Here is a 23300-nt window from a genome sequence, read left to right as displayed (position 1 = left end):
GGTCGCCTCGGCCAGTCAGGTCGACGTGCCGCCGCGGCCCTCGTCGTCGGGCTCGGCACGCAGCTGGTCCGCGATCTCCTCCTCGGGGCGTGGTGCGAGGTCCTGGTCGGGCTCGACGACCGGCACGCTCGGCTCACCCGTCGCGGACAGGTGCTCGTGGGGGTGGTTCGGGTGCGCTGGGGATGACATGTCTGCTCCTCCTGGGGGCGAGCCGTCCACGCTACTCCGCCGTTCGTGCGGACGCCTCGACGGCCTGACCGGTCACGGGGTGACCGCGCAGGCACTGTCGGGTGACGATGGAGCATGGCGATCTTCCCCAAGACCGACGAACCCGGCACCCTCGCGTTCGAGACCGCCGGCCTGCGCTGGCTCGCGGAGGCGCAGCCCGAGGGTGGAGCGCCCGTCGTCGAGATCGTCGCCGAGGGGAAGGGGTGGGTCGACCTCGTCCTGCTCGAGCACGCGCCTGCCACCGCGGAGGCGGCGGCCGCCTTCGGTCGCGGCCTCGCCCGGACCCACGCCGCCGGCGCGCCGTCGCTCGGCTGCGCCCCTCCCGGCTGGACCGGGCAGCCGCCCCGCAGCTCCGGACCGATGCCGTTGCACGACCACGACGCCGACCCCGTGTTCGCCACGTGGGGCGAGTTCTACGCCGAGTACCAGGTCAGGCCGTACGTGCGGCGGGCGGTCGCGCAGGGATCGATCGACGACGACGGGGCGCGCGTGCTCGAGCGCATCGCCGACCGGCTCGCGGACGGGCGGTTCGACGCCGACCAGCCCGCGCTCGTCGGCGGGGGAGTCGCGCGGCTGCACGGCGACCTGTGGGGCGGCAACGTCGTGTGGGCGGCGAGCCCGGCGGCGGGCGTGGAGGCGAGCACGGGGGAGGGAGCGCCCGGCGGCGTGCAAGGTGTCCTCATCGACCCGACCTCGCACGGCGGCCACGCGGAGACCGATCTCGCGGCGCTGGACGTCTTCGGTGTCGACCGGCTGGACGACATCCTCGCCGGGTACCAGGAGGTGTCTCCGCTCGCCGACGGGTGGCGCGAGCGGGTCGGGCTCCACCAGCTGACGATGCTCGTCATGCACGCGGTGATCTTCGGCGGTCACTACGGCCCGGCGACGGTCGAGGTGGCGCGCCGGTACCTCTGACGCGTCCCGGGGGCGTCGCCGCGCCGCGCGCTGCGTGCTGCTCAGTCGGAGGTCGGCTCCGACTCCCCGGCCGGTACGGTCGACGCGTGGGTAGCACGAACGGCGGGAAGCGCCCCGGGTGGGCGGCTCGCATCCGCCGTCACCCCGTCGTCGTCCGTATCGGTGTCTTCGGTGAGGTCCTCACGGTCCTTGGGTATCTGCTGCTCGTCGTCGCACTCGTCTGGTGGCTCGTCAGTCTGACCGGCGTCGTCGGTGCCGGCGGTGCTCTCGCGGTCGCGGTCCTCGGGGGCGTGCTGTGGGCCGTCGGCGGCACCCTTGCTTCGGTCACGGGGGTCTCGGACAGCTGAGCCGGTCGCAGGGCCCGGCACGCAGCCTCGTCCGCCGGCGAATCCTCCGCGTCCAGGACAGTGCCGCGCGGTCCGCGCCGCGCGGTCCGCGCCGTTGTGCCCACGGTAGCGAGGCCCAGGGGGCTTGCCGCAAGAGCCCCCCTGTGTGCCATGCTCCGCGCTTTCCGACAGAGGGGGACGAGCATGAACAGGCGCGATGTGGTGATCGTCGGATGCGGGCCGACGGGCATGATGCTGGCGGCGGAGCTTCGGCTCGCCGGGATCGATCCGTTGGTCGTCGAGCGGCGTGAGACGCAGGATCTGGCGGGCTCGCGCGGCGGCGGCTTCCATGCGCGCACGATCGAGGTGCTCGACCAGCGGGGCGTCGCCGATCGGTTCCTCGCCGAGGGCACGCGCATCGAACGGGCGATGCTCGGGGCGACGTCGCTCGACCTCGGCGTGCTGCCCAGCCGGCACCCGTACACGCTCGCCCTGTTCCAGAACCACGTCGAACGGATCCTGGCCGGGTGGCTCGAGGAGCTGGGCGTCGCGATCCGGCGTGGGGTCGACGTCGAGGGCGTCTCCCAGGACGACGACGGCGCTGACGTCCGGCTCGCCTCGGGGGAGACCCTGCGGGCGGGGTACGTCGTGGGGGCCGACGGCGGTCGTAGCGTGGTCCGACGCTCGGTGGGCATCGAGCTGGCCGGGCCGGACGCCACCCGCAGCAGTCTCATCGCCGAGGTGCAGGCGACCGAGGAGCTGCCGACGGCGGGGAAGGTCGACGATCGCGGCGTCCACGGGCTGCACCGCATGGACGACGGCAGTGTGCGGGTGGTCGTCACCGAGGCCGAGATCGGGCCCTCCACGCCGCCCACGACGGACGAGCTGCGGCGTGCGCTGACCGAAGCGTTCGGCACCGATCTCGGGATCCACGACCCGACGTGGCTCTCGAGGTTCACCGATGCCACCCGTCAGGCGACCGCCTACCGCGACCGCCGGGTTCTGCTCGCCGGCGACGCTGCGCACGTGCACTCGCCGACGGGCGGCCAAGGCATCGGGCTCGGGATCCAGGACGCCGTCAACCTCGGCTGGAAACTGGCCCGCGTGGTGCGCGGCGTCGCCGGTGACGGACTGCTCGACAGCTACCACGCCGAGCGGCACCCGGCCGGGGCCCGGGCGCTCGGCTACACGATGGCGCAGTCGCTGTTCCAGCGCGCCGACCCGCGGCAGGAGGCGATGCGCGACATCCTCGACGACCTGCTCGGCGTCAGGGAGGCCCACGCGCGGGCGGCGGCGCTCGTCGCGGGCCTCGACGTGGTGTACGACCTCGGTGACGGACATCCGCTGCTGGGGCGGCGGATGCCGGACATCGACCTCGATGCCGTGGACGGACCGGTGCGCGTGGCCGAGCTGCTGCGCGAGGCCCGGCCGCTGCTCCTCGAGCTCGGTGGTCCCGCACTCGGGGGCGCCGTGCCGCCGGCGGAGGCCGACGGTCTCCGACACGTCGCGGCGAAGTGCGACGGGCACTGGGAGCTGCCGGTGCTGGGCGAGGTCGCGGCGCCCAGCGCGGTGCTCGTGCGGCCCGACGGACACGTCGCGTGGGTGGGCGAGGGGTCCGACGTCGGGCTTGCGGAGGCGCTGCGCGCCTGGCGCGCGTGACCTGCCCCGTCTGCGCCGCGCGGGCGTCTGGCATCGTGAGCGCGAATCCGGCGTGGTGTGTCTCCGTCACGCCCCGCGGGTGACTGTCAGGACCCGTGCGTGCCGTCGGAACGTGCACGCTTGTCCGCGTTCTTCGGGGAGAAGCGCTGCTGGGCGCCCTGCTTCGTCAGGCCGTAGACGGCGCCGATCTTGGACCAGGACACGCCGGCCGCGCGGGCCGCGCGGACGGCGTCGGCCTCGATGGTCTCGGCGTTCTCGCGCAGGCGTCGGGCGCCGTCGAGCACAGTCAGCGGGTCGTCGCCGGAGGTCAGAGTCCTGAGGGCGGTGCGGGCCTGTTCGGTCTGTACCGGGTCGGGCGTGTCGGTGCCGGTCGTCGGCTCCGCGGCCGCGCTCGTCGCGTCGGCGGGCGCATCCGTCGTCGCCTCAGCTCGCTTGCCCATGGGCGCATCGTATCCAGCGGATGCGGGGAATTCCGGCGCATGTCGTCCCAGGCACGGTGGGCGTGCAGCGCCCGATCCGGCCTGTGCGCCGACCGCGGCTCGGGTGGGCGCGACACGCGGTCGTCAACCCTTGATTGACACGACGCGTCAACCGGTGGTTGACTCAGGTCAACAAGGAGTTGACAACTGAGGGAGGTGCACCATGGCCAAGAAGGCGTCGAAGAAGGACAAGAACGACAAGAAGAACAAGAAGTCGAAGAAGAACAAGAAGAAGTGACTCTCGGCTGACGACGGGGGCGGTGTGCCGATCTGGCACCCGCCCCCGAGTCGTCTCCGCGCCCGGGCACGGCGCGCGTCCGGGAGGAGGGCGGGCCCGGGAGGAGTGCGCCCGCGCCCAGGGGGCGCCAGGGGCTCAGCGCGTGAGCGCGCGGGCGAGCCGGTGCGTCGCCTCGCGGTCGGCCTGCGGCAGGAACAGCGACGGCTCGACCAGCTCGACCTCGAGGACCACGTCCTGGCCGTCGTCGTCCCGGACGAGGTCCACGCGTGCGTAGGTGGGCACGCCCCAGCGGCCGGACACGTGGTCGACGACCGCCCGCGCCAGGGCGGCCTGCTCGTGGGTGGCCTCGTGCGCAACGATGGTCTCGGCGGAGAACAGTGGGCCGCCCGTTCCTGTGCGGGCATCGGCCGGCGCGACGGGGACCGACCCCGGGATCACCACCCGCTTGCGTGCCGCGTGGCTGAGCTCGCCGTCGAGGAGGACGAGCGCCCGTTCGCCGTCGACGGCCACGGAGGTGAGCAGCGGCTGGACGAGGGCCGTCCGGCCGGCGGCGTGCAACCGGTCGACCTGCGTGGCGGCCTCCCGCTCGCGACCCGAGACGAAGGCGGCTACATCGCGGCTGCCGGCGCCCACGGACGGTTTGACGACGACCCCGCCCGGTGAGATCTCGGCGGCCGCCCCGGGCGGCACGACGGTCGTCGGGATCGTCGGGATGCCGGCCTCGGCCAGCTCGAGCAGGTAGCTCTTGTCGCTGCTCCACCGCACCAGGGCGAGCGGGTTGACCACCTCGGTGACGGCGTCGACCGACTCGAGCCATGCCATGAACTCGGGGAGGCGGCGGGTGTAGTCCCAGGTCGAGCGGAGCACCGCGCGGTCGAAGCGGGACCAGTCGACCGCGGGGTCGTCCCAGTCGACCACCTCGACCTCGACGCCGACGGAACGGAGCGCGGCCAGGGCGAGGGGTTCGTCGTCGTCGGTGCCCCGTGCGGCACGGGCGGTCACCCACGCCAGTTGTCCGATCACGCCGTCAGGGTAGGCCCGCCCCGCCCGTTCGCAGGTCCGCCGGCAGCGCGAGGTGCGTGCCGAGAAGGAGGATCTCCCAGGGGCGCCGCCCGGGTCGTGGCCGAGGGGCGGTCCCCTTCCATCGGCGCCGGTCGGCACGTAGCCTGCCCGGAGCGTCGCGTGCCGGTGGCAGGCAGTGTCAGGCATGGAGGCGCCGAACACCGAAGGAGACCGACGATGCACACGTCGTCACCTTCGCCCTCACGTGACTGAGGGCGAGACCACCAGGCTCGTCGCCTGGAGCCGCGAGCTACGAGCCGTCCATGACCGGCTGCGCGAGGCGCTGCGTGTCACCCGGGAGGCGCTCGCCGACGGGACCCCCGCCGAACCGGCTGCTCGCGAGCTGCTGCTGTTCTGCCACGGGTTCTGCTCGGCGCTGACCGGGCACCACGAGGGCGAGGACCGGGAGCTGTTCCCGGCGATCGTGGCCGAGCACCCCGAGCTGCGGGACACCCTGCGCTACCTCGAGCAGGACCACTCGATGATGGCGCACCTGATCTCGGGGCTGCTCGCCTCCGTCGACCGGGCCGCGCCGCCCGAGGCGCTCGAACGGCACCTCGAGGGGATCGCCGCGATCATGGAGAGTCACTTCCGGTACGAGGAGCGCGAGCTGCTCACCGTGCTCGAGACCCTGGCCCTCGACGCCGATCCGCGCGCCGTGCTCGGGCCGCTCTGATGTGGCGGGCGCGCCGCGGGCGGGGGGAACGACTCCGGCGTCGGGAGTGCTTCGGGCGGACGGCGCGTCCGCCGGCCGGCGGGTCCGGCGCTGCGAACGAGCCCGGGGCGGTGGGACCTTCGCCTCGGACTCCCTCGCCAGGTCGGATCTAGCCTGGGCGGGTCAGTCGTGTCGAGCCGGCGGGGCCACCCGTCGCCGAGGGAGATCGCATGCCGTTCGTCAACATCACCGCCCTGACCTTCCCCGCCGGGGCGGAGGCCGAGATCGAGCAGCGCTTCGCGGCCCGGAAGAAGGCGGTCGACGCCTCGCCCGGGTTCCTCGGCTTCGAGCTGCTCCGCCCCGTGGTGGGGGAGGGCCGGTACTTCGTCGTCACGCGCTGGGAGAGCCGCGACGACTACGAGGCGTGGTCGTCCGCGCGCCCCGCGGGCGGGCACGAGAACGACCAGAAGCGCGGGATGGACGTCCAGGTGCTCGGCTTCGAGGTGGTTCAGAGCGAGTCCTGACCGTCGACCGGGCGTCCCGGTCCGGGCGGTGGTCGTTCGTCGTCGTGCCGGGTGTCGAGGTGGTCGGTCGCGAACGCGGCACGAGTGGTGTCAGCGGCGGCGACTGACGAACGCGACGGTCGAGGCGAGGGCGAGCCCGCCGCCGAGCGCGAGACCGATGCCGAGCGCGCGTGCCTCGCCCGGCGACATCGGGAGGTCGACGCTGCTTCGACCCACACCCGCGGTCTGCGGCCCGGAACCGACGAACAGGTCGGGCAGGACCACCATGGCCACCCCGAGCACCGCGAGCAGGCCGAAGAAGGTGCCTACGGGGACGTGCGACCACCTCGTGGGCAGCAGGAAACCGGCGCCCAGGGCCACCATGAGGCACGCGATCAGCGTGAGGATGCCGAGGAGCGCCGCGGGCTCGTCGTGGAGCGAACCGGGCGCTGACACACGGAGCACCGTGAGGCCGGCGAGGACCCCGCCGACCAGGAGCGTGAGGCCGGCGATCCAGTCCGTCGCGCTGCGGGGCGGGTCGCGGTCCGGGCCGGTCGGCCGCGCGTCCGCTCCCGTCCGACTCGCCTGCCCCGTCCGACGCCGCTCGGCGAGATGACGACGACCCGCGCGGTGCCGGGCGCGCGATGCGGGGTCGTCGGCACCGGCTCGGGCGTCGGGCGTCATCACCTCACGGTAGGCCGGGTGCCTGCCGTCGTGCGCCGTGGTACGCGATCCCGGACTGTGGGTGAGGCGCCCCGGGGGAGGCGTTCCCGACGTCGTTGGACGTGGCACGGAACGATTTTCTCGAACGCGAGGTGTGGGGGACGAGTAGCGTGCCCACCGGCTGATCCGGTCGGCTGAACGAGCGAGGGCCGAGCGCGGTCCGATGCGCGCGCCCGTCTTGCTGATACCGGCAGAACGCAGCGGATCCACGCGGTCTTGCCATCGAGGGTTGACGCTGATCATGAATCGCATATGATCTCGTCTACAGTCAGTCCAGCGACACCGCCCGCCTCGTCACCGATGACCGCGGGAATACAACGAAGGAGTTGAATCGCATGGCCTCCTCACGCGTAGTCCAGGGCCTCGGCCTTCTGGCAGGAGCCTCTCTCGTCCTCACCGCGTGCGGCGGGGACGACTCGGAGTCCGACTCCCAGACGATCACCCTGGGCTTCCCGGGCACGATCGGCCCCACTGACACCCCGATCATCGCGGCCCTCAACTCCCTGGAGGAGGAGGGCTGGGACGTGGAGTACATCGAGTTCGACTCCCCGGACGTGCAGACCCAGGCGCTCATGGGCGGCGACATCAACATCGCCTCCATGGGTCCGGCGACCGTCATGGCCGCCGACGAGGGGGGCGCCGAGCTGACGATGGTCGGCAACAACAACATCCTCGACTACCTCATCGTCGGATCCGCGGACGTCGAGACCTGCGCGGACCTCGACGGACGGACCGTGGCCTACCACTCCGAGGGCTCGACCAGCACGGCGCACCTGCGCCGCTACCTCGCGGAGTCGTGCCCTGAGGCCGAGCCCGAGTTCGTCGTCATCTCCGGGTCGGGCAACCGTGTGACCGCCCTACTCGACGGCCAGATCGACGGGACGATCGTCCGGGTCGAGGACTGGATGAGCGTCGAGCCGGACGAGAGCGTCGCGCACGTCATCGACAACCTCGTTGAGACTCAGTCGGACCTGCTCACCCAGACCATCGTCGTCGACGGGGCCCAGGACGGGGGAGCGACCGAGGCGGCTTCCGCCCTGCTCGCCGCCCTCGAGGAGCAGTTCGCGGCCGTGAACGAGGACCCCGCGGCCTTCGCGGAGACCGCGGCCGAGATCCTCGAGTCGGAGCCCGCCGAGGTGCAGACCGTCCTCGAGGCGCTGGTGGAGAACGGGACGTTCCCCGAGACCCCTGAGCTGGATCCGGCAAGCGTGGACGCGACAATCGGCTTCTACCGCGACGCCGAGGTGATCGGTGACGAGCTGAACGCCGACGCCGTGGCCGACTTCGAGGTCGCCGGAGGAGGTTCGCAGTGACGGCGGCGGCCCCGCACGCCGGGCACCGGACGCGGCGAGAGCTCGTCGACCTTCCCTCGACGCCCCGCGTCACGCTTCGCCAGAAGCTGAGCCGCACCGAGTCCTGGGGCGTGCGGATCACGACGATCGTCGTCTTCGCCGCGTTCTGGGAGGTCGGCGCACGGTGGACCGACTCCCTCCTGATGCCGACCTTCCTCGAGGCGATGGCGGCCCTCTGGGAGATCGCCTTCGTCACCGGTGAGATGTGGCCCGCCCTCGCACGCTCGAACGTCGCCCTGCTCATCGGGTATCCCATCGCGGTTCTCATCGCCGTCCCCCTCGGACTGGCCATGGCCCGTTGGAAGTCCGTCGACCGCGCCTTCGGGCCGATCACCGCCGTCAGCCTCTCGCTGCCGATCGCGCCGCTCATCCCCGTCGTCCTCGTGGCCATGGGGCTCGGGCTCACGCCGCGAGTCTTCATCATCGTGCTCTTCAGCTGGGTCTTCATCACGACCAATGTCCGGGCGGGCGTCCGGGCGGTCGACCACACGCTCGTCGAGATGGCCGGCTCCTACGGCGCATCGGAGTCGCAGCTCTGGCGCCGGGTGCTGATCCCAGGCGCGTTCCCGGCGATCATGACCGGCCTCCGAACCGGGCTCGGTCGCGCGTTCGCCGGGATGATCATCGTCGAGCTCATCATGCTCCCGATCGGCATCGGCTCCCTGATGCTCGACTACCGGGGCTTCTTCCAGGCGGACAAGCTCTACGCCCTCACCATCGCCGTTGCCATCGAAGGCATCGTGCTCGCACTCGTCATGCAGGCGTTCGAACGCCGCGCCCAGCGCTGGAAGTAACGGCGCCCGAACGCTTCGAAGGATCAAGGAACCCATGATCACCATCGAGAACGTCAACCACCGCTACGTCAGCGAGGGCCGCGGAGAGACGGTCGCCCTCAAGGACGTCGACCTCACCATCAACGACAACGAGTTCATCACCGTCATCGGGCCCTCCGGCTGCGGGAAGACCACCCTCATGCGCGCCGTCGGCGGGCTCGTCATCCCCACCGAGGGCGACGTCGCCATCGACGGGGCGCGCGTGACCGGCCCCCACCAGAAGTCGGCCATCGTCTTCCAGAACTTCGCGCTCCTGCCGTGGGAGACGGTCGAGAAGAACGTCGCCTTCGGCCTCGAGCTGGCCGGCATGTCCAAGAACGAGCGCCTCGACAAGGCCCGCGCCTACATTTCCAAGGTCGGTCTCGACGGCTTCGAGCAGAAATACCCCCGAGAGCTCTCCGGCGGCATGCAGCAGCGCGTCGGACTCGCCCGGGCGCTCGCCGTCGAGAGCCCCATTCTTCTGATGGACGAGCCGTTCGGCGCCCTCGACCAGCAGACCCGCCGCTACATGCAGGAGGAGCTGCTCGACATCTGGCAGCAGGACCGCCGCACGGTCATCTTCGTCACGCACGACATGGAGGAGGCGGTCCTCCTGGGAGACCGGATCGTGCTGATGTCCGCGCGCCCCGGGAAGATCGAGGAGGTCATCGACGTCGACCTCCCGCGGCCGCGCTCGGCGGAGACCGCGGAGAACAGCCCCGAGCTCGTCCGACTCAAGGAGTACCTCTGGAAGCGGCTGCGCGACATGCACGAGCAGGCCGCCGCATGACCGCCGTCGCCGACGCAACCGGGACGACCACCGCGACCACCCGTTCGCCCCGGATCCCGCGCGCCGTCCGCAACGGGTTCTCCACCTGGTCCGGCATCCTCGTCATCGTCGCCCTCTGGGAACTCATCGGCCGGATCTTCACCCTCCAGTGGCTCCCGCCGTTCACGGAGGTGGCTGTCCAGCTCGGCGAGCTCTTCGGCGACGGTGTCATCCAGCCGCATCTGGTGGCCAGCTTCCGGTCGCTCGCGATCGGGTTTGCCATCTCGCTGGTGGTCGGGCTCGGTGTCGGCGTCCTCATGGGGCTGTCGTCGCGCGTCTTCACGGCGCTCGACATCTACGTCAACGCGATGCTGTTCGTCCCGGCACTGACCTTCGCGCCGATCCTGTTCGCGGCGTTCGGCCTCTCGGACACCACGCGGATCGCCGTTGTCATCCTCTATGCCGTCTTCATCATCATCATCAACACCGCGGCCGGCATCCGCGACGTCGACGACCCGCTCATCGACATGGCGGCCTCCTTCGGCGCCTCCCGGTGGCAGACGGTCGTCAAGGTCATCATCCCGTCCGCCGTGCCGCTGATCCTCGCCGGCATTCGGCTCGGGACCGGCCGTGCCGTCAAGGGAATGATCAACGGCGAGATGTTCATCGCACTCATTGGCCTCGGCGGACTCGCCGCCCGGTTCGGCGACGAGAGCGACTTCCCGTCCGTGTGGGCCATGGCGGTCTTCATCATGATCATCGCCGTCGCCCTCAACGAGATCGTCAGCTGGGCGGAGAAGAGGTTGACGTCGTGGTACGCCTGAGCACCGAGAACCTCCCCACGGACCCGATCACCGACACCCTGGGACACCGTCCCGGCAAGATCGTCGCGGTCCACGTCGCCTACGCCTCGCGGGCGGCCGAACGTGGCCGCAGCCCCGAGCACCCGTCGTACTTCCTCAAGGCGGCCTCATCGCTCACCGGTCCTGGCGCGATCGGCCGACCGGCCGGCACCGAGCTGCTCAGCTTCGAGGGCGAGATCGCGCTGGTCATCGGCACCCCTGCGTTCCAGGTGAGCGTCGAGGACGCCTGGGCCCACGTCGGCTGGGTCACGGCGAGCAACGACCTCGGCCTGCAGGACCTCAAGTGGGCCGACCGCGGCTCCAACCTCCGGTCCAAGAGTTCGGACGGATTCACCCCGGTGGGTCCTGTCCTTCTCGCGGCCGCCGACCTGGACCCGGGGCGGCTCGCCGTCCGTACCTGGCTCGACGGCGAGCTCGTCCAGGAGGGCGCGACGGATGGTCTGCTGTTCTCCTTCGCCGAGCTCGTCGCCGACCTCAGCCGCACGATGACCCTCGACGTCGGGGACGTCATCCTCACCGGCACACCTGCCGGTGCCTCGGTCGCCGTCCCCGGCCAGTTGGTCGAGGTCGAGGTACTGAGCATCGACGACCCGGGCCGGACGACCGGACGGCTGGCGACCTCGGTCGTCGAGGCGCCCGCCGTGGTGGGGGGAGGGGCCCCACCGCGCCTCGACGACGCCACCGTCGCCGACGCCTGGGGATCCCGGCGTCCGGCGGTGACGGCTGGTCCGGGCGAGCATGCTGCCTCGGCCGCGGCGTCGGCAGGGACCGGTGCCGCGAGCGACGGCTCCTGGCTCGACGCGGACCGGCGCGAGCGGCTCGGCCAGGTGGCGGTGGCGACGATTTCCTCCCAGCTGCGCCGCCTCGGCCACCCGGACGCCAGCATCGATGGCGTCCATCCGCTAGTGCCGGGCACGCGGATCGTCGGCACGGCCCGCACGCTGCGCTACGTACCGTTCCGGCCGGACCTATTCGCTACCCACGGCGGTGGCTACAACGCGCAGAAGCGCGCGATCGACACCGTCGGTGAGGGCGAGGTCCTCGTCATGGACGCCCGCCGGGACACCACCGCGGGCACCCTCGGCGACATCCTCGCGCTGCGCGCCCTGACCCGAGGGGCCGCCGGGATCATCACCGACGGATCGGTCCGCGACGCCGTCGCCGTCTCCGAGACCGGGCTCCCGGTCCTTGCCGGTGGACGACATCCCTCCGTCCTCGGTCGGAACCACGTGCCCTGGGAGACGGACGTAACCGTCGCCTGCGGTGGCACGACCGTGCAGGTCGGCGACGTCATCGTCGCCGACGACGACGGAGCCGTCGTCGTGCCGCCCCACCTCCTCGACGAGGTTCTCACCGCCTCCGAGGCTCAGGAGGAGCGGGAGACGTACATCGCGGAGCAGGTCCGCGGCGGGCACCCCGTCGACGGCCTCTACCCCATGAACGAGACCTGGCGGGCGCGCTACGACGCCCACCGGACCGACATAGCGAGCGCGGAGCAGTCCGCGGCAAGGAGAGCAGACCGATGAGCTTCCGCTCGAACCCGGCGTCGATCACGGGATCGATCGCCCCCGTCGTCACCCCGTTCACGAAGGACGGCGCCGTCGATCACGACAGCCTCCGTCGCCTCGTCGACTGGCAGATCGAGTCCGGCTCGGCCGGTATCTCCATCGGCGGTTCCACCGGCGAACCGTCCGCGCAGACGCTCGATGAGCGTGCCGAGGCGATCCGCACGGTATCCACGGCCATCGACGGTCGCGTCCCATTCCTGCCGGGTACCGGCAGCGCGCGACTCGACGAGACCCTCGAGCTGACGTCGATCGCCCGCGACGCCGGGGCAGACCTCGCGCTCGTCATCACCCCCTACTACGCGCGCCCGACCCAGGAGGCGCTCTACCAGTGGTACGCGACGGTGTGCCGCGAGTACCCCGACCTCCCGGTGGCGGCCTACAACGTGCCGGTCCGCACCGCCGTGGAACTGGCGCCCGAGACCATCGCCCGTCTGTTCCGCGACTTCGACAGCTTCGTCGGCGTGAAGGAGACGACGAAGGACTTCGAGCACTTCTCGCGCGTGCGTCACGCCGCTGGGCCCGAAATCCTCATGTGGTCCGGCATCGAGCTGCTCTGCCTTCCGCTGCTGGCGCTCGGCGGTCAGGGATTCATATCTGCGCTCGCCAACATCGCCCCCGCCGCGGTCGCCGAGATGTACCGGGCGGCGGACGCCGGCGACTGGGACCGTGCACGCGAGATCCACTACGGCGTCCACCCGCTGGTCGACCTGCTCTTCGTCGAGACCAATCCCGCACCCGCGAAGTGGCTCATGGCCGAGCGCGGCCTCATCACCTCCTCGATGGTTCGGCCGCCGCTCGTCGGGCTCTCCGACTCCGGGCAGACGACGGTGCAATCGCTCGTCGACCAGGCCGGCCAGTACCTCACCCCCGTCCCGACCGCCACGACCGACCGCACCGCCGGTTGAGGGAGCACGAGATGACCACGCACGCCGATCCCAGCACCGACCTCCCCCACGCACGGCCCGCGAACCTCCCCGACCGGATCCGGCACCACATCGGTGGCGTCGACGTCGACTCCGTGTCCGGAGAGACATTCGAGGTCATCGACCCGACGACGAACCGGCCGTACCTCACCGCCGCGGCCGGGGACAAGGCCGACATCGACAGGGCCGTCGCCGCCGCCAAGGACGCCTTCGAGAACGGACCTTGGCCCCGAATGAAGGCCCGGGAGCGTCACCGGATCCTCCACCGCATCGCCGACGCGGTGGAGTCCCGGGAACACGAGCTCGCCGCGATGGAGTCCTTCGACACCGGCCTGCCGATCACCCAGGCCCGAGGGCAGGCGCGTCGGGCGGCAGAGAACTTCCGGTTCTTCGCTGACCTCGTCGTGGCTCAGCGTTCCGACGCCTACGAGGTGCCCGGGGCGCAGGTCAACTACGTCCATCGTCGACCCGTCGGGGTGGCGGGCTTGATCACGCCGTGGAACACGCCGTTCATGCTCGAGTCGTGGAAGCTCGGTCCGGCGCTCGCGTCGGGTTGCACCGTGGTGCTCAAGCCCGCGGAGTTCACGCCGCTGTCCGCGTCGTTGTGGGCGGGGATCATGAAGGACGCGGGCGTCCCGGACGGGGTGTTCAACCTCGTCGGTGGCTACGGCGAGACGGCGGGTGACGCGCTCGTCAAGCACCCCGACGTCAGCCTCATCTCGTTCACCGGCGAGTCGAGCACCGGACAGACGATCTTCCGGAACTGCGCCGACGGGCTCAAGGGCATGTCGATGGAGCTCGGTGGGAAGTCTCCGGCGATCGTGTTCGCCGACGCCGACCTCGAGGCCGCCCTCGACTCCACGCTGTTCGGCGTCTTCTCCCTCAACGGCGAGCGCTGCACCGCGGGGTCCCGGATCCTCGTCGAGCGACCGATCTACGACGAATTCGTCCGCCGGTACGCCGAGCGTGCCGACAACGTGGTCGTCGGGCACCCGTCCGACCCGGGCACCGAGGTGGGGGCGCTCGTCCACCCCGAGCACTTCGCCAAGGTCTGGAGCTACGTCGAGGCCGGCAAGTCCGAGGGGCGGCTCGTCGCCGGCGGCACCCGTCCCGAGGGCCTCGAGGAGGGCAACTACCTGCGGCCCACCGTGTTTGCCGACGTCCCCGCGACCGCGTCGATCTTCCAGGAGGAGATCTTCGGTCCCGTCGTCGCCATCACCCCGTTCGACACGGAGGAGGAGGCGCTGCGCCTGGCCAACGACGTGCGGTACGGACTGGCCGCGTACGTCTGGACCACCGACCTTGAGCGGGCCCACACGTTCGCCCAGGGGGTCGAGTCCGGCATGGTGTGGGTCAACTCGCACAACGTCCGGGACCTGCGCACCCCGTTCGGCGGGGTCAAGGCCTCCGGGCTCGGGCAGGAGGGTGGGTACCGCTCGCTCGACTTCTACACCGAGCAGCAGGCCGTCCACATCTCCCTCGCCCCGGTTCACACGTCGCGCTTCGGCGCACGGTGAGTGCGGTGGGCGCCTCCCCGACGGGCGTGAACTCGCTCGGGGAGGCGCCCGGCAACCTACGATCAAGTACCGGCTGGAGGGCAGAATGACGAGCGACTCGAGCGCGACACGACGGAAGACGACCCCGTCGAAGTCCGAGCGTGTCTACAGCGAGCTCTATCGTCGGATCGTCGACGGCACCTACACGCCCGGCTACCGGCTCGTGCTCAGTCAGGTCGCCGAGAGCTTTGGCACCAGCGCCCTTCCCGTGAGGGAGGCGGTCCGCCGGCTCGAGGCGGAGGGGCTGGTGACGTACCGGCGCAACATCGGCGCCGAGGTCGCCGGCATCGATCCGGTCGGTTACGCGGACGTCATGCAGTCGATGGCACTCCTGGAGGGGTACGCCACGGCGCTCGCCGCGGAGCACCTGACGGAACAGGACATCGCCACCGCCCGCGACATCAACGAGCAGCTGCGCCGCATGCGCGGTGAGGACTTCGACCCGGTCAGCTTCACCCGCCTCAACCAGGAGTTCCACACGGTGCTGTGCGGGCCGTGCCCCAACGCCCACCTCACCGAGATGCTCGCCCGCGAGCAGGAACGGATGGGCGCCATTCGACGGTCGAGCTTCAGCTACGTCCCGGGACGGGCGCGTACCTCCGTCGAGGAGCACGACGAGATCCTCGCGCTCGTCTCGGCAGCCACGATCGACGTCGATCAGCTCGAGCGTGTCGCCCGCGACCACAAGCTCCACACCCTCACGCAGTTCCTCGCCAAGACCGCGAGCGCCTGACCCCCAGGAATCCCCTGACACCCCGACGCGGACCCTGCCGGCCTCGCGCTGCGAGCGCGCCGTGCCGTGAGGCTTCGGTACGGCGCCGGACCAGACCAAGGAGACGACGATGACTGAGCAGCTGACCCATCCTCTGTCGGTGACCGATCTGGTGCGGTCGATCGACCCCGAGCACGGCGTCTGGATCGACGGTCGGGGGACTGCGGGATCGGCCGGTGCGACCTTCGAGGTCGCGGACCCGGCCACGACGACGACGATCGCCACGGTCGCGGACGGAACTGCGGACGACGCGCGGCGTGCGGTGGATTCGGCGGCGGGTGCGTTGTCGGCATGGGGGGCGACCTCTCCGCGTGCCCGGGCTGACGTCCTGCACCGTGCGTTCGGGCTGATGATCGAGCGGCGTGAGGTGCTGGCGGGGTTGATCGCGGCGGAGAACGGCAAGGCGATGGCCGATGCGCGGGCCGAAGTGTCCTACGCGGCGGAGTTCTTCCGCTGGTACGCCGAGGAGTGTGTGCGTGGGGCGGGGGAGTACTCGGTGGCCCCGGCGGGTGGTGTGCGCACGGTCGTCACCCACCGACCGATCGGTGTGGCTGCTCTTGTGACGCCGTGGAACTTCCCGGCGGCGATGGCGACCCGCAAGATCGCGCCGGCGCTCGGCGCCGGCTGCACGGTGCTGCTCAAGCCTGCCTCCGAGACGCCGCTGACGGCGCTGGCGATCGCCCAGATCCTCACCGAGGCGGGCGCGCCCGACGGCGTCGTGGGAGTCGTCCCGACGTCGTCGGCGTCATCGGTCGTCACGACGTGGCTCGAGGACGAGCGCGTCGCCAAGCTCTCCTTCACCGGCTCGACCGGGGTGGGAAAGATCCTGCTCGCGCAGGCGGCGAAGCGGGTCATCAGCTCGTCGATGGAGCTGGGCGGGAACGCTCCGCTCGTCGTCGCCGCGGATGCGGACGTCGACCGGGCGGTCGCGGGCGCGATGCTGGCCAAGTTCCGCAACGGAGGTCAGGCGTGCACTGCCGCCAACCGGCTCTACGTCCACGCCGACGTCGTGGAGGAGTTCACCGAGAAGTTCGGGGAGCGGGTCGCGGCACTTCGCGTGGGTCCGGCGCAGCAGGAGTCCACCGAGATCGGACCGCTCATCAGCGCCAAGGCGCTCACCGGGGTCACCGAGCTGGTTGACGCGGCAGTCGAGGCCGGTGCCCGTGTCACGCATCGCGCCGAGCTCCCCAGCGACCTTGAGGGGCACTTCTACGCACCCACCGTGCTGAGGGACGTGCATGCCGACTCTCCGCTCGTCCAGAACGAGATCTTCGGACCCGTGGCTCCCATCGTCACGTGGTCCGACGACGAGGAGATGCTGGCGCAGGTCAACGGCACCGAGCTGGGACTCTCGGCCTACTTGTTCTCGGACGATCTGGGCTGGGCGATGCGTATCGCCGAGCGGTTCGAGGCCGGCATGGTCGGTCTCAACCGCGGCCTCGTCTCCGACCCGGCCGCACCCTTCGGCGGCGTCAAGGAGTCCGGCCTCGGCCGCGAGGGCGGCCACGAGGGCATCCGGGAGTACCAGGAGGTCCAGTACCTCAGCGTCGACTGGAGCTGACCCGCCGAGCGTGGACGTGTCCCGAGTGTTCAGGCGCCGGGCGGGCTCCACCCCGGGTCGCGCCCGGCGCGCGCGAGCAGCCGCTCGAACGGCGACGTGTCGTCGTCGGCGTCGAGAGCCGGACCGAACATCCCGGGGGACCCGGCAGGGTCGAACTCCTCGACGAACACGGCCAGCGCCTCGATCTCGTCGTCCGCGGCGGTGTACTCCTGCCCGGTCGCGACCGCGAGGTCCCACCCGTGCAGGACGATCTCGTCGAGGGCGACGATCCCCGCGGACTCCCCGGGCATGTCGAGCCCGCCCGCGCGGGTGTCGCCCTCCCATGCCGCGGGGTCCCGCCAGGCGTCGGCGAGGCGGACGAGGGCGTGGTCGAGCGTCGGTTGCCACTCGGGCACCAGCTCGGGTGTCCTCGTGGGCCCGGCGTCCGTCGCGTCCCCGAGCTCCTTGCTGGCAGCCGCGCGGAACGCGTCGCTGAGGTAGATGACGTGGGCGAGGAGCTGGCCGACCGTCCACGGCGAGTCGGGCGTCGGGCTGTCGAGGTCGTCGTCGGAGATCCGGGCGGCGACGTCGGCCAGGCGCCGCGTCGCGGGGGTGAGGTCGATGGGGCGCGCCATGGTCGCAGTCTGTCCGGCGCGGTCCTCGCGGTACAGGTTTTTCGGCGAGTGGCGACGCCGATCTGTGCGGCTCCCGCCGCAGCGCAATGCGGGGCGGGGTGTGCGACGGCTAGGTTGTCTCGCCCTTGCGGAACGAGCCGCTGACGATGACCTGCCGCGCACCTGTGCCCGAGTCATCCGAGAGCAGCAGGTCCACTGCGGTGCGTGCGGCGGTGCGGGTGTCCAGGTGCACCGTGGAGAGCGCCGGCTGGGTGCTGATCGGGAGCGCGTCGTCGCACCCGACGACCCGGACGTCGTCCGGGCTGCGGAGTCCGCGGGCACCGAGCCCGTCGAGAACGGCATGAGCGACGATGTCGTCGAACGCCACCACGAGCTCGCCCTCACGGATGTCGACCTTGTCGACGAGGTGTCGCGCGGCGTCGTATGTCGGTTCGTCGAGCTCGAGGTGCCGGTAGGGCAGGGAGTGCCTGGCTGCCTCCGACCTGGCGCTCTCCTCTCGCTCCATGTTCGGCCACCACCGTTCCGCGCTGCCGATGTACGCCACGCTCGAAGCGCCGGTGGTTGCGCCGTCCTCCACGGCATCGGCGATGGCTTGGGCGGCGGAGACGAGCACCGAGGAGAGACCGTTGACCCGTGCGTTGATCAGCACGGTCGGAACTTGCTGCGCGATGCCGAGCACATGGGAGCGGGACATTCGCGGGGAGGCGAGGACGAGCCCTGCGACGTCGCGGCTGACGAGTGTTGCGAGCTGCTTCTCGCGAGCCACGCTGTGCTCGCTGCTGAGGATGTAGAGCGAGTATCCCTGCTCCTCCGCAGCCAGCTGAGCCGCATGTACAAGCGGGGGAAAGAACGGGTTGGACAGGTCGGGGACGATGAGGCCCAGCGCGGAGGAACGACCAGTGCTCAGTGCCTTCGCGTACCTGTTGTGGCGGAAGCCGAGGCGGTCCGCAGCAGCCTTCACGCGGGCTACCGTGTCCTCCCGCAGCAGGTGGGGGTGGTTGAACGCCCGGGAGGCCGTCGAGGTCGACACCTCGGCCGCCCGCGCGACGTCGGTGATCGTCACGGGGGTAGGCCGGGGTGCGCGTGGTCCCTGCGGCCTGTTCATGCCTCGATCCTGGTCATCCGTCGATCCTGCCCCCGCCGGGACCGATCGTCTCGATGATCGTGAGGTCGGAGTCCCACAGGACGAGGTGGGCCGGCGTTCCCGGGAGGATGGTCCCGACGGGGACGGCGCCTGTCGGGGAGATCTCGGTCCCCCGGGCCGCCGGAGCGCCGACCCGAGCGAGCTCGGCGAGAAGGCGTCCCGGGACCCGTGTGGCCATGTCGAACACCTCGGGCAGCGTGAGCTGCGTCCGCGTGGCCGCGAACCGGACGCAGTGCGCGAGGGGGACCGCGGAGCCGGCGAGCAACCGGTCGTCGGAGGCGAGGGCGAGCCGGCCGTCATCGGACAGCACCACGTCGCCGCCGACCGGCGTCGTGTATCGACCGGCGGGGGAACCTGCGAGCGCGACCGAGTCCGAGACCAGGTAGCAGCCCTGGGGGCCCTTGGCGCGCACGATGCTCTCCAGCACTGCTGCAGGTAGGTGGTGGCCGTCGCCGATGAGACCGGCCGACAGTGTCGTGTCAGCGATCTGCTCCCACAGCAGGTTGGGGTGGCGGGGGAGGTCGGCGCGCACCCCGTTGCCCAGGTGCGTCGACAGGGTCGCACCGGCGACGGACGCCGCGGCGACCTGTTCCTCGGTGGCGTGCGTGTGGCCGATCGCCACCGCGACGCCGAGCCTGCGGAGCGCAGAGATCTTCGCCGGCGCGTCCTTGCCGTGCGGCGAGACGGTGACGTACCCGATCGGGAACAGCTCTTGCCACCGACGGACCTCGTCCACGTCGATGTCCCGGACGAGGCTCCGGTCGTGCGCGCCACGCGGCCCGTCGAGGGGCGAGATGAACGGCCCCTCGATGTGCGCGCACGGCACGGATGCGGCCACGACCGGGTCGCTCGCCACCGCGTCGGCCAAGGTCGACAGCGCCTGTGCGATGCGGTCGTGACTCTGGGTGACGATCGTGGGCACCCAATGGCTCGTTCCCTGTGCGACGAGGCCTCGGGCGAGCCGTCCGACGTCGTCGACCGTCAGGTCGGCCGCATTGACGTCGATCCCGCCGAATCCGTTGACCTGCAGGTCCACCAGACCGTGGCTGAGCCAGGGAAGCGCGGTGGACGTGTCGAGCAGCTCGACCTCGTCGACGACCCCCGCGCGAACGACCACGCGCACGGGCCGGCCGGTGAGGACGTCGCGGCCCTCATGGTGCTCACGCGACACGGCTCAGCGCCTCCAGGTCGGCCAGCACCGTGACGTCGGGGTGGTTCTTCAGCGCTGTCGCGGGGACCTCGTTGGTCACCGCGGACTCGAGCATCGACCGCATCGCCTCGGCCTTCGCGGTCCCGAGGACGGAACACACGATCGTGCGTGCGGCCAGCATGCGGGGCACGGTGATGGTGATGGCGTGCCGGGGAACCGCGGTGAGGTCGGGGAACAGTCCCTCGTCGACCTGCTGTGTCCGGGACGCCTCCGCAAGCTCGATGAGACGTACCGGATCCGGGTCGGAGAAGTCCGTGCCGGGGTCGTTGAAGGCGAGGTGCCCGTTGACACCGATCCCGCACAGGACGAGGTCGAAGTCTGCGGCAGGCAGCCGATCCGCGTAGTCCATCGCGGCAGCCGACGGTTCGCCCGCCGTGTCGATCCGCTCGAACGCATACGGACTCCCGTCCGGGAGGAGAGCGAAGTAGTTGTCCTCCAGCCACCGGCCGAAGGCCTGGGGTGCGTCCGTGGGGAGGCCTACGTACTCGTCCATGTGGAAGTAGCGCACGGGGCTGGAATGACAATCTGCCTTCGCCAGCGACTCGAGGACAGGAATCTGGCTGGGTGCGGCAGCCAGCAGCACGGTGGCCTCACGTCCCTCGTCGTGCGCCCGGGTGATGGCGCGTGCCGCGAGCCTCGCGCCGTCGTTGCCGAGCTCGGCGAGGGTGTGGTTCTGGATGAGCTCCATCTGTCGTGACCTCCGTGGCTCAGAGCAGCTTGATGCGGTCGGTGAACCGATCGACGAGGCGAGCGTTCGCCTCGTCGCCGCCCGGTGCGTTCCCGCTCGTCCAGACGGCTGGCCGACCCCCCTCCGCGAGGACGCGCTCGATGGTGAGGATCTGGATGGCGTTCATGAGGAAGGCGTTCGCGTAGGTCGAGACCGCCCCGGCGTTGGGGACGTCGGCGTCGAACGAGACGACGGCATCCCCGACCGGCACCTGCGAGTCCAGAAAGAGGTCGGCCAGGTCATGCAGGTTCTGCTTGGAAGGGTGCCGCGCCGGATGCTCCGGCCCGATCGTCTCGGCGTGCGTGCGTGAGCTGACGCCGACGACCGTCGCCCCCAGCTCCTTCGCCCGCTGCGTGGAGTCGATGACTGCAGAATTCATCCCGTACGAGTTGACGATGATGATGAGGTCGCCGTCGCCGAGCCCCGAGTGGTCAATCACGACACGGCCGTAACCCGGAGTGCGCTCCATCGCCATCGAACGCCTTGCGCCGCTGGACAGCAGCGTGCCCTCGTCGAGGATGGCCGCGATGTTCATCAGACCGCCGGCGCGGAAGAAGGCCTCCTGGGTCGCGAGGTTCGCGTGCCCGCCAGGACCGTAGACGTAGATGAGCCGGTCCTCCGTCACCCGCCGTGCCGTCTCGTCGATCACGCGAGGGAGAACCTCTGCGTTCGACTCGACGACTCGTCCCAGCATGCCGGTGACGTAGTCGAGGTAGTTCTCGAGCACTGGATGTCCTTTCGTCGGTGCGGTGCCGCGGGACGGCTTCCGCGTCTGTGCGGGTGGAGCGGGTGGAGCAGGTGGAGGGTCAGAACAACAGGCCGGGCAGTGCGGTCGTCAGCGCCGGCACGAGCGTGGTGAGGAGCACCACCGTGAGGTAGACGGCGATGAACGGTGCGGTCTCCTTGACCAGGGGAAGGAATGAGACGCGGGCGAGCTTCGTCGTGACGAAGAGCAGGGCGCCGACCGGTGGTGTGATGAGACCGACCATGAGGTTGACGACGATCATCGCGGAGTAGTGGATCGGGTCGATGCCGAGCTCGATGGCGCTGGGCAGCAGGACGGGGACAAAGATGAGGATCGCCGGAATCGCGTCCATGACCATCCCCAGGACGAGGAAGAACAGCATCGTCAGCAGGAGGAACGAGAACGACCCGAGGCCCGCGTCCACCACGAGCTGGTCGATCCTGCTCCCCAGGCGGGTGAGCGCGACGATGTAGGTGAACCCGGCGACGGCGGCGAAGATCATCATGATGGTCGACGCGAACTGTGCCGTCTGGGTGAAGACGTCGAACAACGACCGGAGATTGAGCGACCGGTAGGCGAGGCCGAGCAGCAGCACGTAGGCGGATGCGAGGATCGAGATCTCCGTGACGGTCGCGAACCCCCCGATGACACCGGCGATGATGAGCACCGGGGTGAGAAGTGCGGGCACCGCGCGCAACGTGACGGTGAGCAGGCCGTCCTTCCGGTAGGGGTTGACCGCCTCCGTGTCGGGGATCCGCTCGGTGCCGCGGCTGCGCACGGCCACGACGACGATGAGGCCGACGATGAGAAGGATGCCCGGGCCGATGCCGGCGATGAACAGCTGCCCGACGGACAGAGAGGTCACGAGTGCCACGAACACCATCGGGACGCTCGGCGGGATCACGGGGCCGAGAATGGCGGAGGACGCGACGACCGCCGCTGAGAACTCCTGTCGGTACCCGGACCGTCGCATCATCGGCAACATGGCGGAGCCGATCATCGACGCCGCAGCCGGGGCGGACCCGCTGACCGACGAGGCGAAGGCGCTCGAACCGATGACCGTGTGTGCGAGCCCTCCCTTGATGCCGCCGATGAAGTACATGAGGAAGGCGACGATCCGCTCGGTCAACCCTGCCTGCGACATGAGTGAGCCCATGAGGACGAAGAACGGGATGGCGAGCAGCTCATAGGAGTCGACACCGGCCGCCACCTGCGTCGGAAGCACGGTGGCCGAGCCGAGGTCGCCGGCGAAGAGAGTGACGAGGACCGCCGCGAGCATGGCGATGAAGATGGGGGCGCCCAGCGCCATGAGCGCGAACATCGTGACGAAGAGGATGGCGATCTCGGTCATGACGTCTCACCGGCTTCGGGTTCTGCGATCGCCGGCCCTTCCGCGGCATGGAGGCTCCGGAGGAGGCCGAACAGCACGAGGAAGAGACCGAGCACCGGGACGGCGAGGTACGCCCACCCGGTCGGGATGCCCAGCTGGATGTACTGGATGCTCATGCGGTCGAGCGCCACGATCGCCCCTGAGACCAGCAGGACGACACCGATGAGGAGCTCGATCACGCGTGTCAGGTAGGCGCAGGCAGTACGTAACGCCGCAGGAACGCGGTCGACGACGAAGTCGACGACGAGGTGCTCACGCAGCCCGATGGCGGCGGACGCACCGATCATGATCACCCAGGTGATGAGCAGCCTGCTGAGGTCGTTGACCCAGATCCAGCCACCCATGACGGGCCGTGCGCCGATCTGGACCACGTTGATGACGAACAGGGAGAGCAGCAGGCCGCCCGAGATCGCAGCCAGGCCGTGGGATACCCGTCGCACGAGTGCGTCGCGCCTCGTCGGACGGTGCCTCGGTGATGCCGATGGGTCGGAGTCCATCGCCTCTCC

General features: G+C 70.6%; 25 protein-coding genes. 14 read left to right on the top strand and 11 right to left on the bottom strand.

What is annotated here, in order from left to right; genetic code table 11:
- Window positions 1–15: 15 nt before the first annotated feature.
- Entirely contained in the window at window positions 16–189 is a 174-nt protein-coding gene (locus ACZLMO_RS10670) for a hypothetical protein (RefSeq protein WP_463653734.1), read from the bottom strand.
- A gap of 114 nt (window positions 190–303) precedes the next feature.
- On the opposite strand from ACZLMO_RS10670, the gene ACZLMO_RS10665 reads away from it, so the two are divergent.
- From ACZLMO_RS10665 to ACZLMO_RS10655, 3 genes are all read left to right on the top strand, one after another.
- Complete coding sequence (locus tag ACZLMO_RS10665; protein ID WP_463653733.1) at window positions 304–1143, top strand: fructosamine kinase family protein; 840 nt, start codon at window positions 304–306, stop codon at window positions 1141–1143.
- Between the two features lie 86 nt (window positions 1144–1229).
- A complete protein-coding gene (locus ACZLMO_RS10660; protein ID WP_425712888.1) occupies window positions 1230–1490 on the top strand; it encodes a hypothetical protein in 261 nt (86 codons plus the stop codon).
- A gap of 183 nt (window positions 1491–1673) precedes the next feature.
- A complete protein-coding gene (locus ACZLMO_RS10655) occupies window positions 1674–3128 on the top strand; it encodes an FAD-dependent monooxygenase (RefSeq protein ID WP_425712889.1) in 1455 nt (484 codons plus the stop codon).
- Between the two features lie 86 nt (window positions 3129–3214).
- On the opposite strand, the gene ACZLMO_RS10650 is transcribed toward ACZLMO_RS10655, so the two are convergent.
- Together ACZLMO_RS10650 and ACZLMO_RS10645 are read right to left on the bottom strand one after the other, a co-directional pair.
- Window positions 3215–3568: a hypothetical protein gene (locus ACZLMO_RS10650; RefSeq protein WP_425712890.1), complete on the bottom strand. Its 354-nt coding sequence runs from the start codon at window positions 3566–3568 to the stop codon at window positions 3215–3217.
- Between the two features lie 412 nt (window positions 3569–3980).
- Window positions 3981–4868 (bottom strand): ATP-grasp domain-containing protein, encoded by an 888-nt coding sequence (locus tag ACZLMO_RS10645; protein WP_463653732.1) that lies wholly within the window; start codon window positions 4866–4868, stop codon window positions 3981–3983.
- Between the two features lie 244 nt (window positions 4869–5112).
- On the opposite strand from ACZLMO_RS10645, the gene ACZLMO_RS10640 reads away from it, so the two are divergent.
- Entirely contained in the window at window positions 5113–5583 is a 471-nt protein-coding gene (locus tag ACZLMO_RS10640; protein WP_425712892.1) for a hemerythrin domain-containing protein, read from the top strand.
- 209 nt (window positions 5584–5792) lie between these two features.
- Window positions 5793–6086, top strand: coding sequence for an antibiotic biosynthesis monooxygenase family protein (locus ACZLMO_RS10635; protein WP_425712893.1), 294 nt, complete (start codon window positions 5793–5795; stop codon window positions 6084–6086).
- Window positions 6087–6176: 90 nt separating this feature from the next.
- On the opposite strand, the gene ACZLMO_RS10630 is transcribed toward ACZLMO_RS10635, so the two are convergent.
- Entirely contained in the window at window positions 6177–6749 is a 573-nt protein-coding gene (locus ACZLMO_RS10630; protein WP_463653731.1) for a hypothetical protein, read from the bottom strand.
- A gap of 374 nt (window positions 6750–7123) precedes the next feature.
- Between ACZLMO_RS10630 and ACZLMO_RS10625 the strand changes: the two genes are divergently transcribed.
- From ACZLMO_RS10625 to ACZLMO_RS10585, 9 genes are all read left to right on the top strand, one after another.
- Window positions 7124–8101, top strand: a complete 978-nt coding sequence (locus ACZLMO_RS10625; protein WP_463653730.1) for an ABC transporter substrate-binding protein — start codon at window positions 7124–7126, stop codon at window positions 8099–8101.
- Window positions 8098–8934, top strand: coding sequence for an ABC transporter permease (locus ACZLMO_RS10620; protein WP_463653729.1), 837 nt, complete (start codon window positions 8098–8100; stop codon window positions 8932–8934). The genes ACZLMO_RS10625 and ACZLMO_RS10620 overlap by 4 nt, the downstream gene beginning before the upstream one ends.
- Window positions 8935–8968: 34 nt before the next feature.
- Complete coding sequence (locus ACZLMO_RS10615) at window positions 8969–9742, top strand: ABC transporter ATP-binding protein (RefSeq protein WP_463653728.1); 774 nt, start codon at window positions 8969–8971, stop codon at window positions 9740–9742.
- The gene (locus ACZLMO_RS10610; protein WP_463653727.1) at window positions 9739–10545 is read left to right on the top strand and encodes an ABC transporter permease; all 807 of its coding nucleotides are present in this window, start codon (window positions 9739–9741) and stop codon (window positions 10543–10545) included. Before ACZLMO_RS10615 ends, ACZLMO_RS10610 begins: the two co-directional genes overlap by 4 nt.
- Window positions 10533–12110 (top strand): fumarylacetoacetate hydrolase family protein, encoded by a 1578-nt coding sequence (locus ACZLMO_RS10605; RefSeq protein ID WP_463653726.1) that lies wholly within the window; start codon window positions 10533–10535, stop codon window positions 12108–12110. The genes ACZLMO_RS10610 and ACZLMO_RS10605 overlap by 13 nt, the downstream gene beginning before the upstream one ends.
- On the top strand, window positions 12107–13057 hold the full coding sequence (dapA, locus tag ACZLMO_RS10600) for a 4-hydroxy-tetrahydrodipicolinate synthase (RefSeq protein ID WP_463653725.1): 951 nt from the start codon (window positions 12107–12109) through the stop codon (window positions 13055–13057). The genes ACZLMO_RS10605 and dapA overlap by 4 nt, the downstream gene beginning before the upstream one ends.
- Before the next feature lie 11 nt (window positions 13058–13068).
- The gene (gene hpaE, locus ACZLMO_RS10595) at window positions 13069–14592 is read left to right on the top strand and encodes a 5-carboxymethyl-2-hydroxymuconate semialdehyde dehydrogenase (RefSeq protein ID WP_463653724.1); all 1524 of its coding nucleotides are present in this window, start codon (window positions 13069–13071) and stop codon (window positions 14590–14592) included.
- A gap of 85 nt (window positions 14593–14677) precedes the next feature.
- On the top strand, window positions 14678–15364 hold the full coding sequence (locus ACZLMO_RS10590) for a GntR family transcriptional regulator (protein WP_425712902.1): 687 nt from the start codon (window positions 14678–14680) through the stop codon (window positions 15362–15364).
- Window positions 15365–15473: 109 nt separating this feature from the next.
- Window positions 15474–16964 (top strand): NAD-dependent succinate-semialdehyde dehydrogenase, encoded by a 1491-nt coding sequence (locus tag ACZLMO_RS10585; RefSeq protein WP_425712903.1) that lies wholly within the window; start codon window positions 15474–15476, stop codon window positions 16962–16964.
- 29 nt (window positions 16965–16993) lie between these two features.
- Here the strand turns inward: ACZLMO_RS10585 and ACZLMO_RS10580 are convergent, their stop codons facing one another.
- The 7 genes from ACZLMO_RS10580 to ACZLMO_RS10550 form a co-directional block, all read right to left on the bottom strand.
- Entirely contained in the window at window positions 16994–17578 is a 585-nt protein-coding gene (locus tag ACZLMO_RS10580; RefSeq protein ID WP_425712904.1) for a TIGR03086 family metal-binding protein, read from the bottom strand.
- 109 nt (window positions 17579–17687) lie between these two features.
- Complete coding sequence (locus ACZLMO_RS10575) at window positions 17688–18641, bottom strand: LacI family DNA-binding transcriptional regulator (protein ID WP_425712905.1); 954 nt, start codon at window positions 18639–18641, stop codon at window positions 17688–17690.
- A 55-nt stretch (window positions 18642–18696) separates the two neighbouring features.
- Complete coding sequence (locus ACZLMO_RS10570) at window positions 18697–19893, bottom strand: N-acetylglucosamine-6-phosphate deacetylase (protein ID WP_425712906.1); 1197 nt, start codon at window positions 19891–19893, stop codon at window positions 18697–18699.
- Complete coding sequence (locus tag ACZLMO_RS10565; protein WP_425712907.1) at window positions 19883–20620, bottom strand: 6-phosphogluconolactonase; 738 nt, start codon at window positions 20618–20620, stop codon at window positions 19883–19885. The genes ACZLMO_RS10570 and ACZLMO_RS10565 overlap by 11 nt, the downstream gene beginning before the upstream one ends.
- 19 nt (window positions 20621–20639) lie before the next feature.
- Window positions 20640–21386, bottom strand: coding sequence for a sugar isomerase domain-containing protein (locus ACZLMO_RS10560; RefSeq protein WP_463653723.1), 747 nt, complete (start codon window positions 21384–21386; stop codon window positions 20640–20642).
- A gap of 79 nt (window positions 21387–21465) precedes the next feature.
- The gene (locus tag ACZLMO_RS10555; protein ID WP_463653722.1) at window positions 21466–22755 is read right to left on the bottom strand and encodes a TRAP transporter large permease; all 1290 of its coding nucleotides are present in this window, start codon (window positions 22753–22755) and stop codon (window positions 21466–21468) included.
- Complete coding sequence (locus tag ACZLMO_RS10550) at window positions 22752–23234, bottom strand: TRAP transporter small permease (RefSeq protein WP_425712910.1); 483 nt, start codon at window positions 23232–23234, stop codon at window positions 22752–22754. Before ACZLMO_RS10550 ends, ACZLMO_RS10555 begins: the two co-directional genes overlap by 4 nt.
- Window positions 23235–23300: the final 66 nt, after the last annotated feature.

It is taken from the genome of Georgenia sp. G2120 (assembly GCF_055326485.1).
This window is presented reverse-complemented; position numbering and strand designations above follow the sequence as displayed.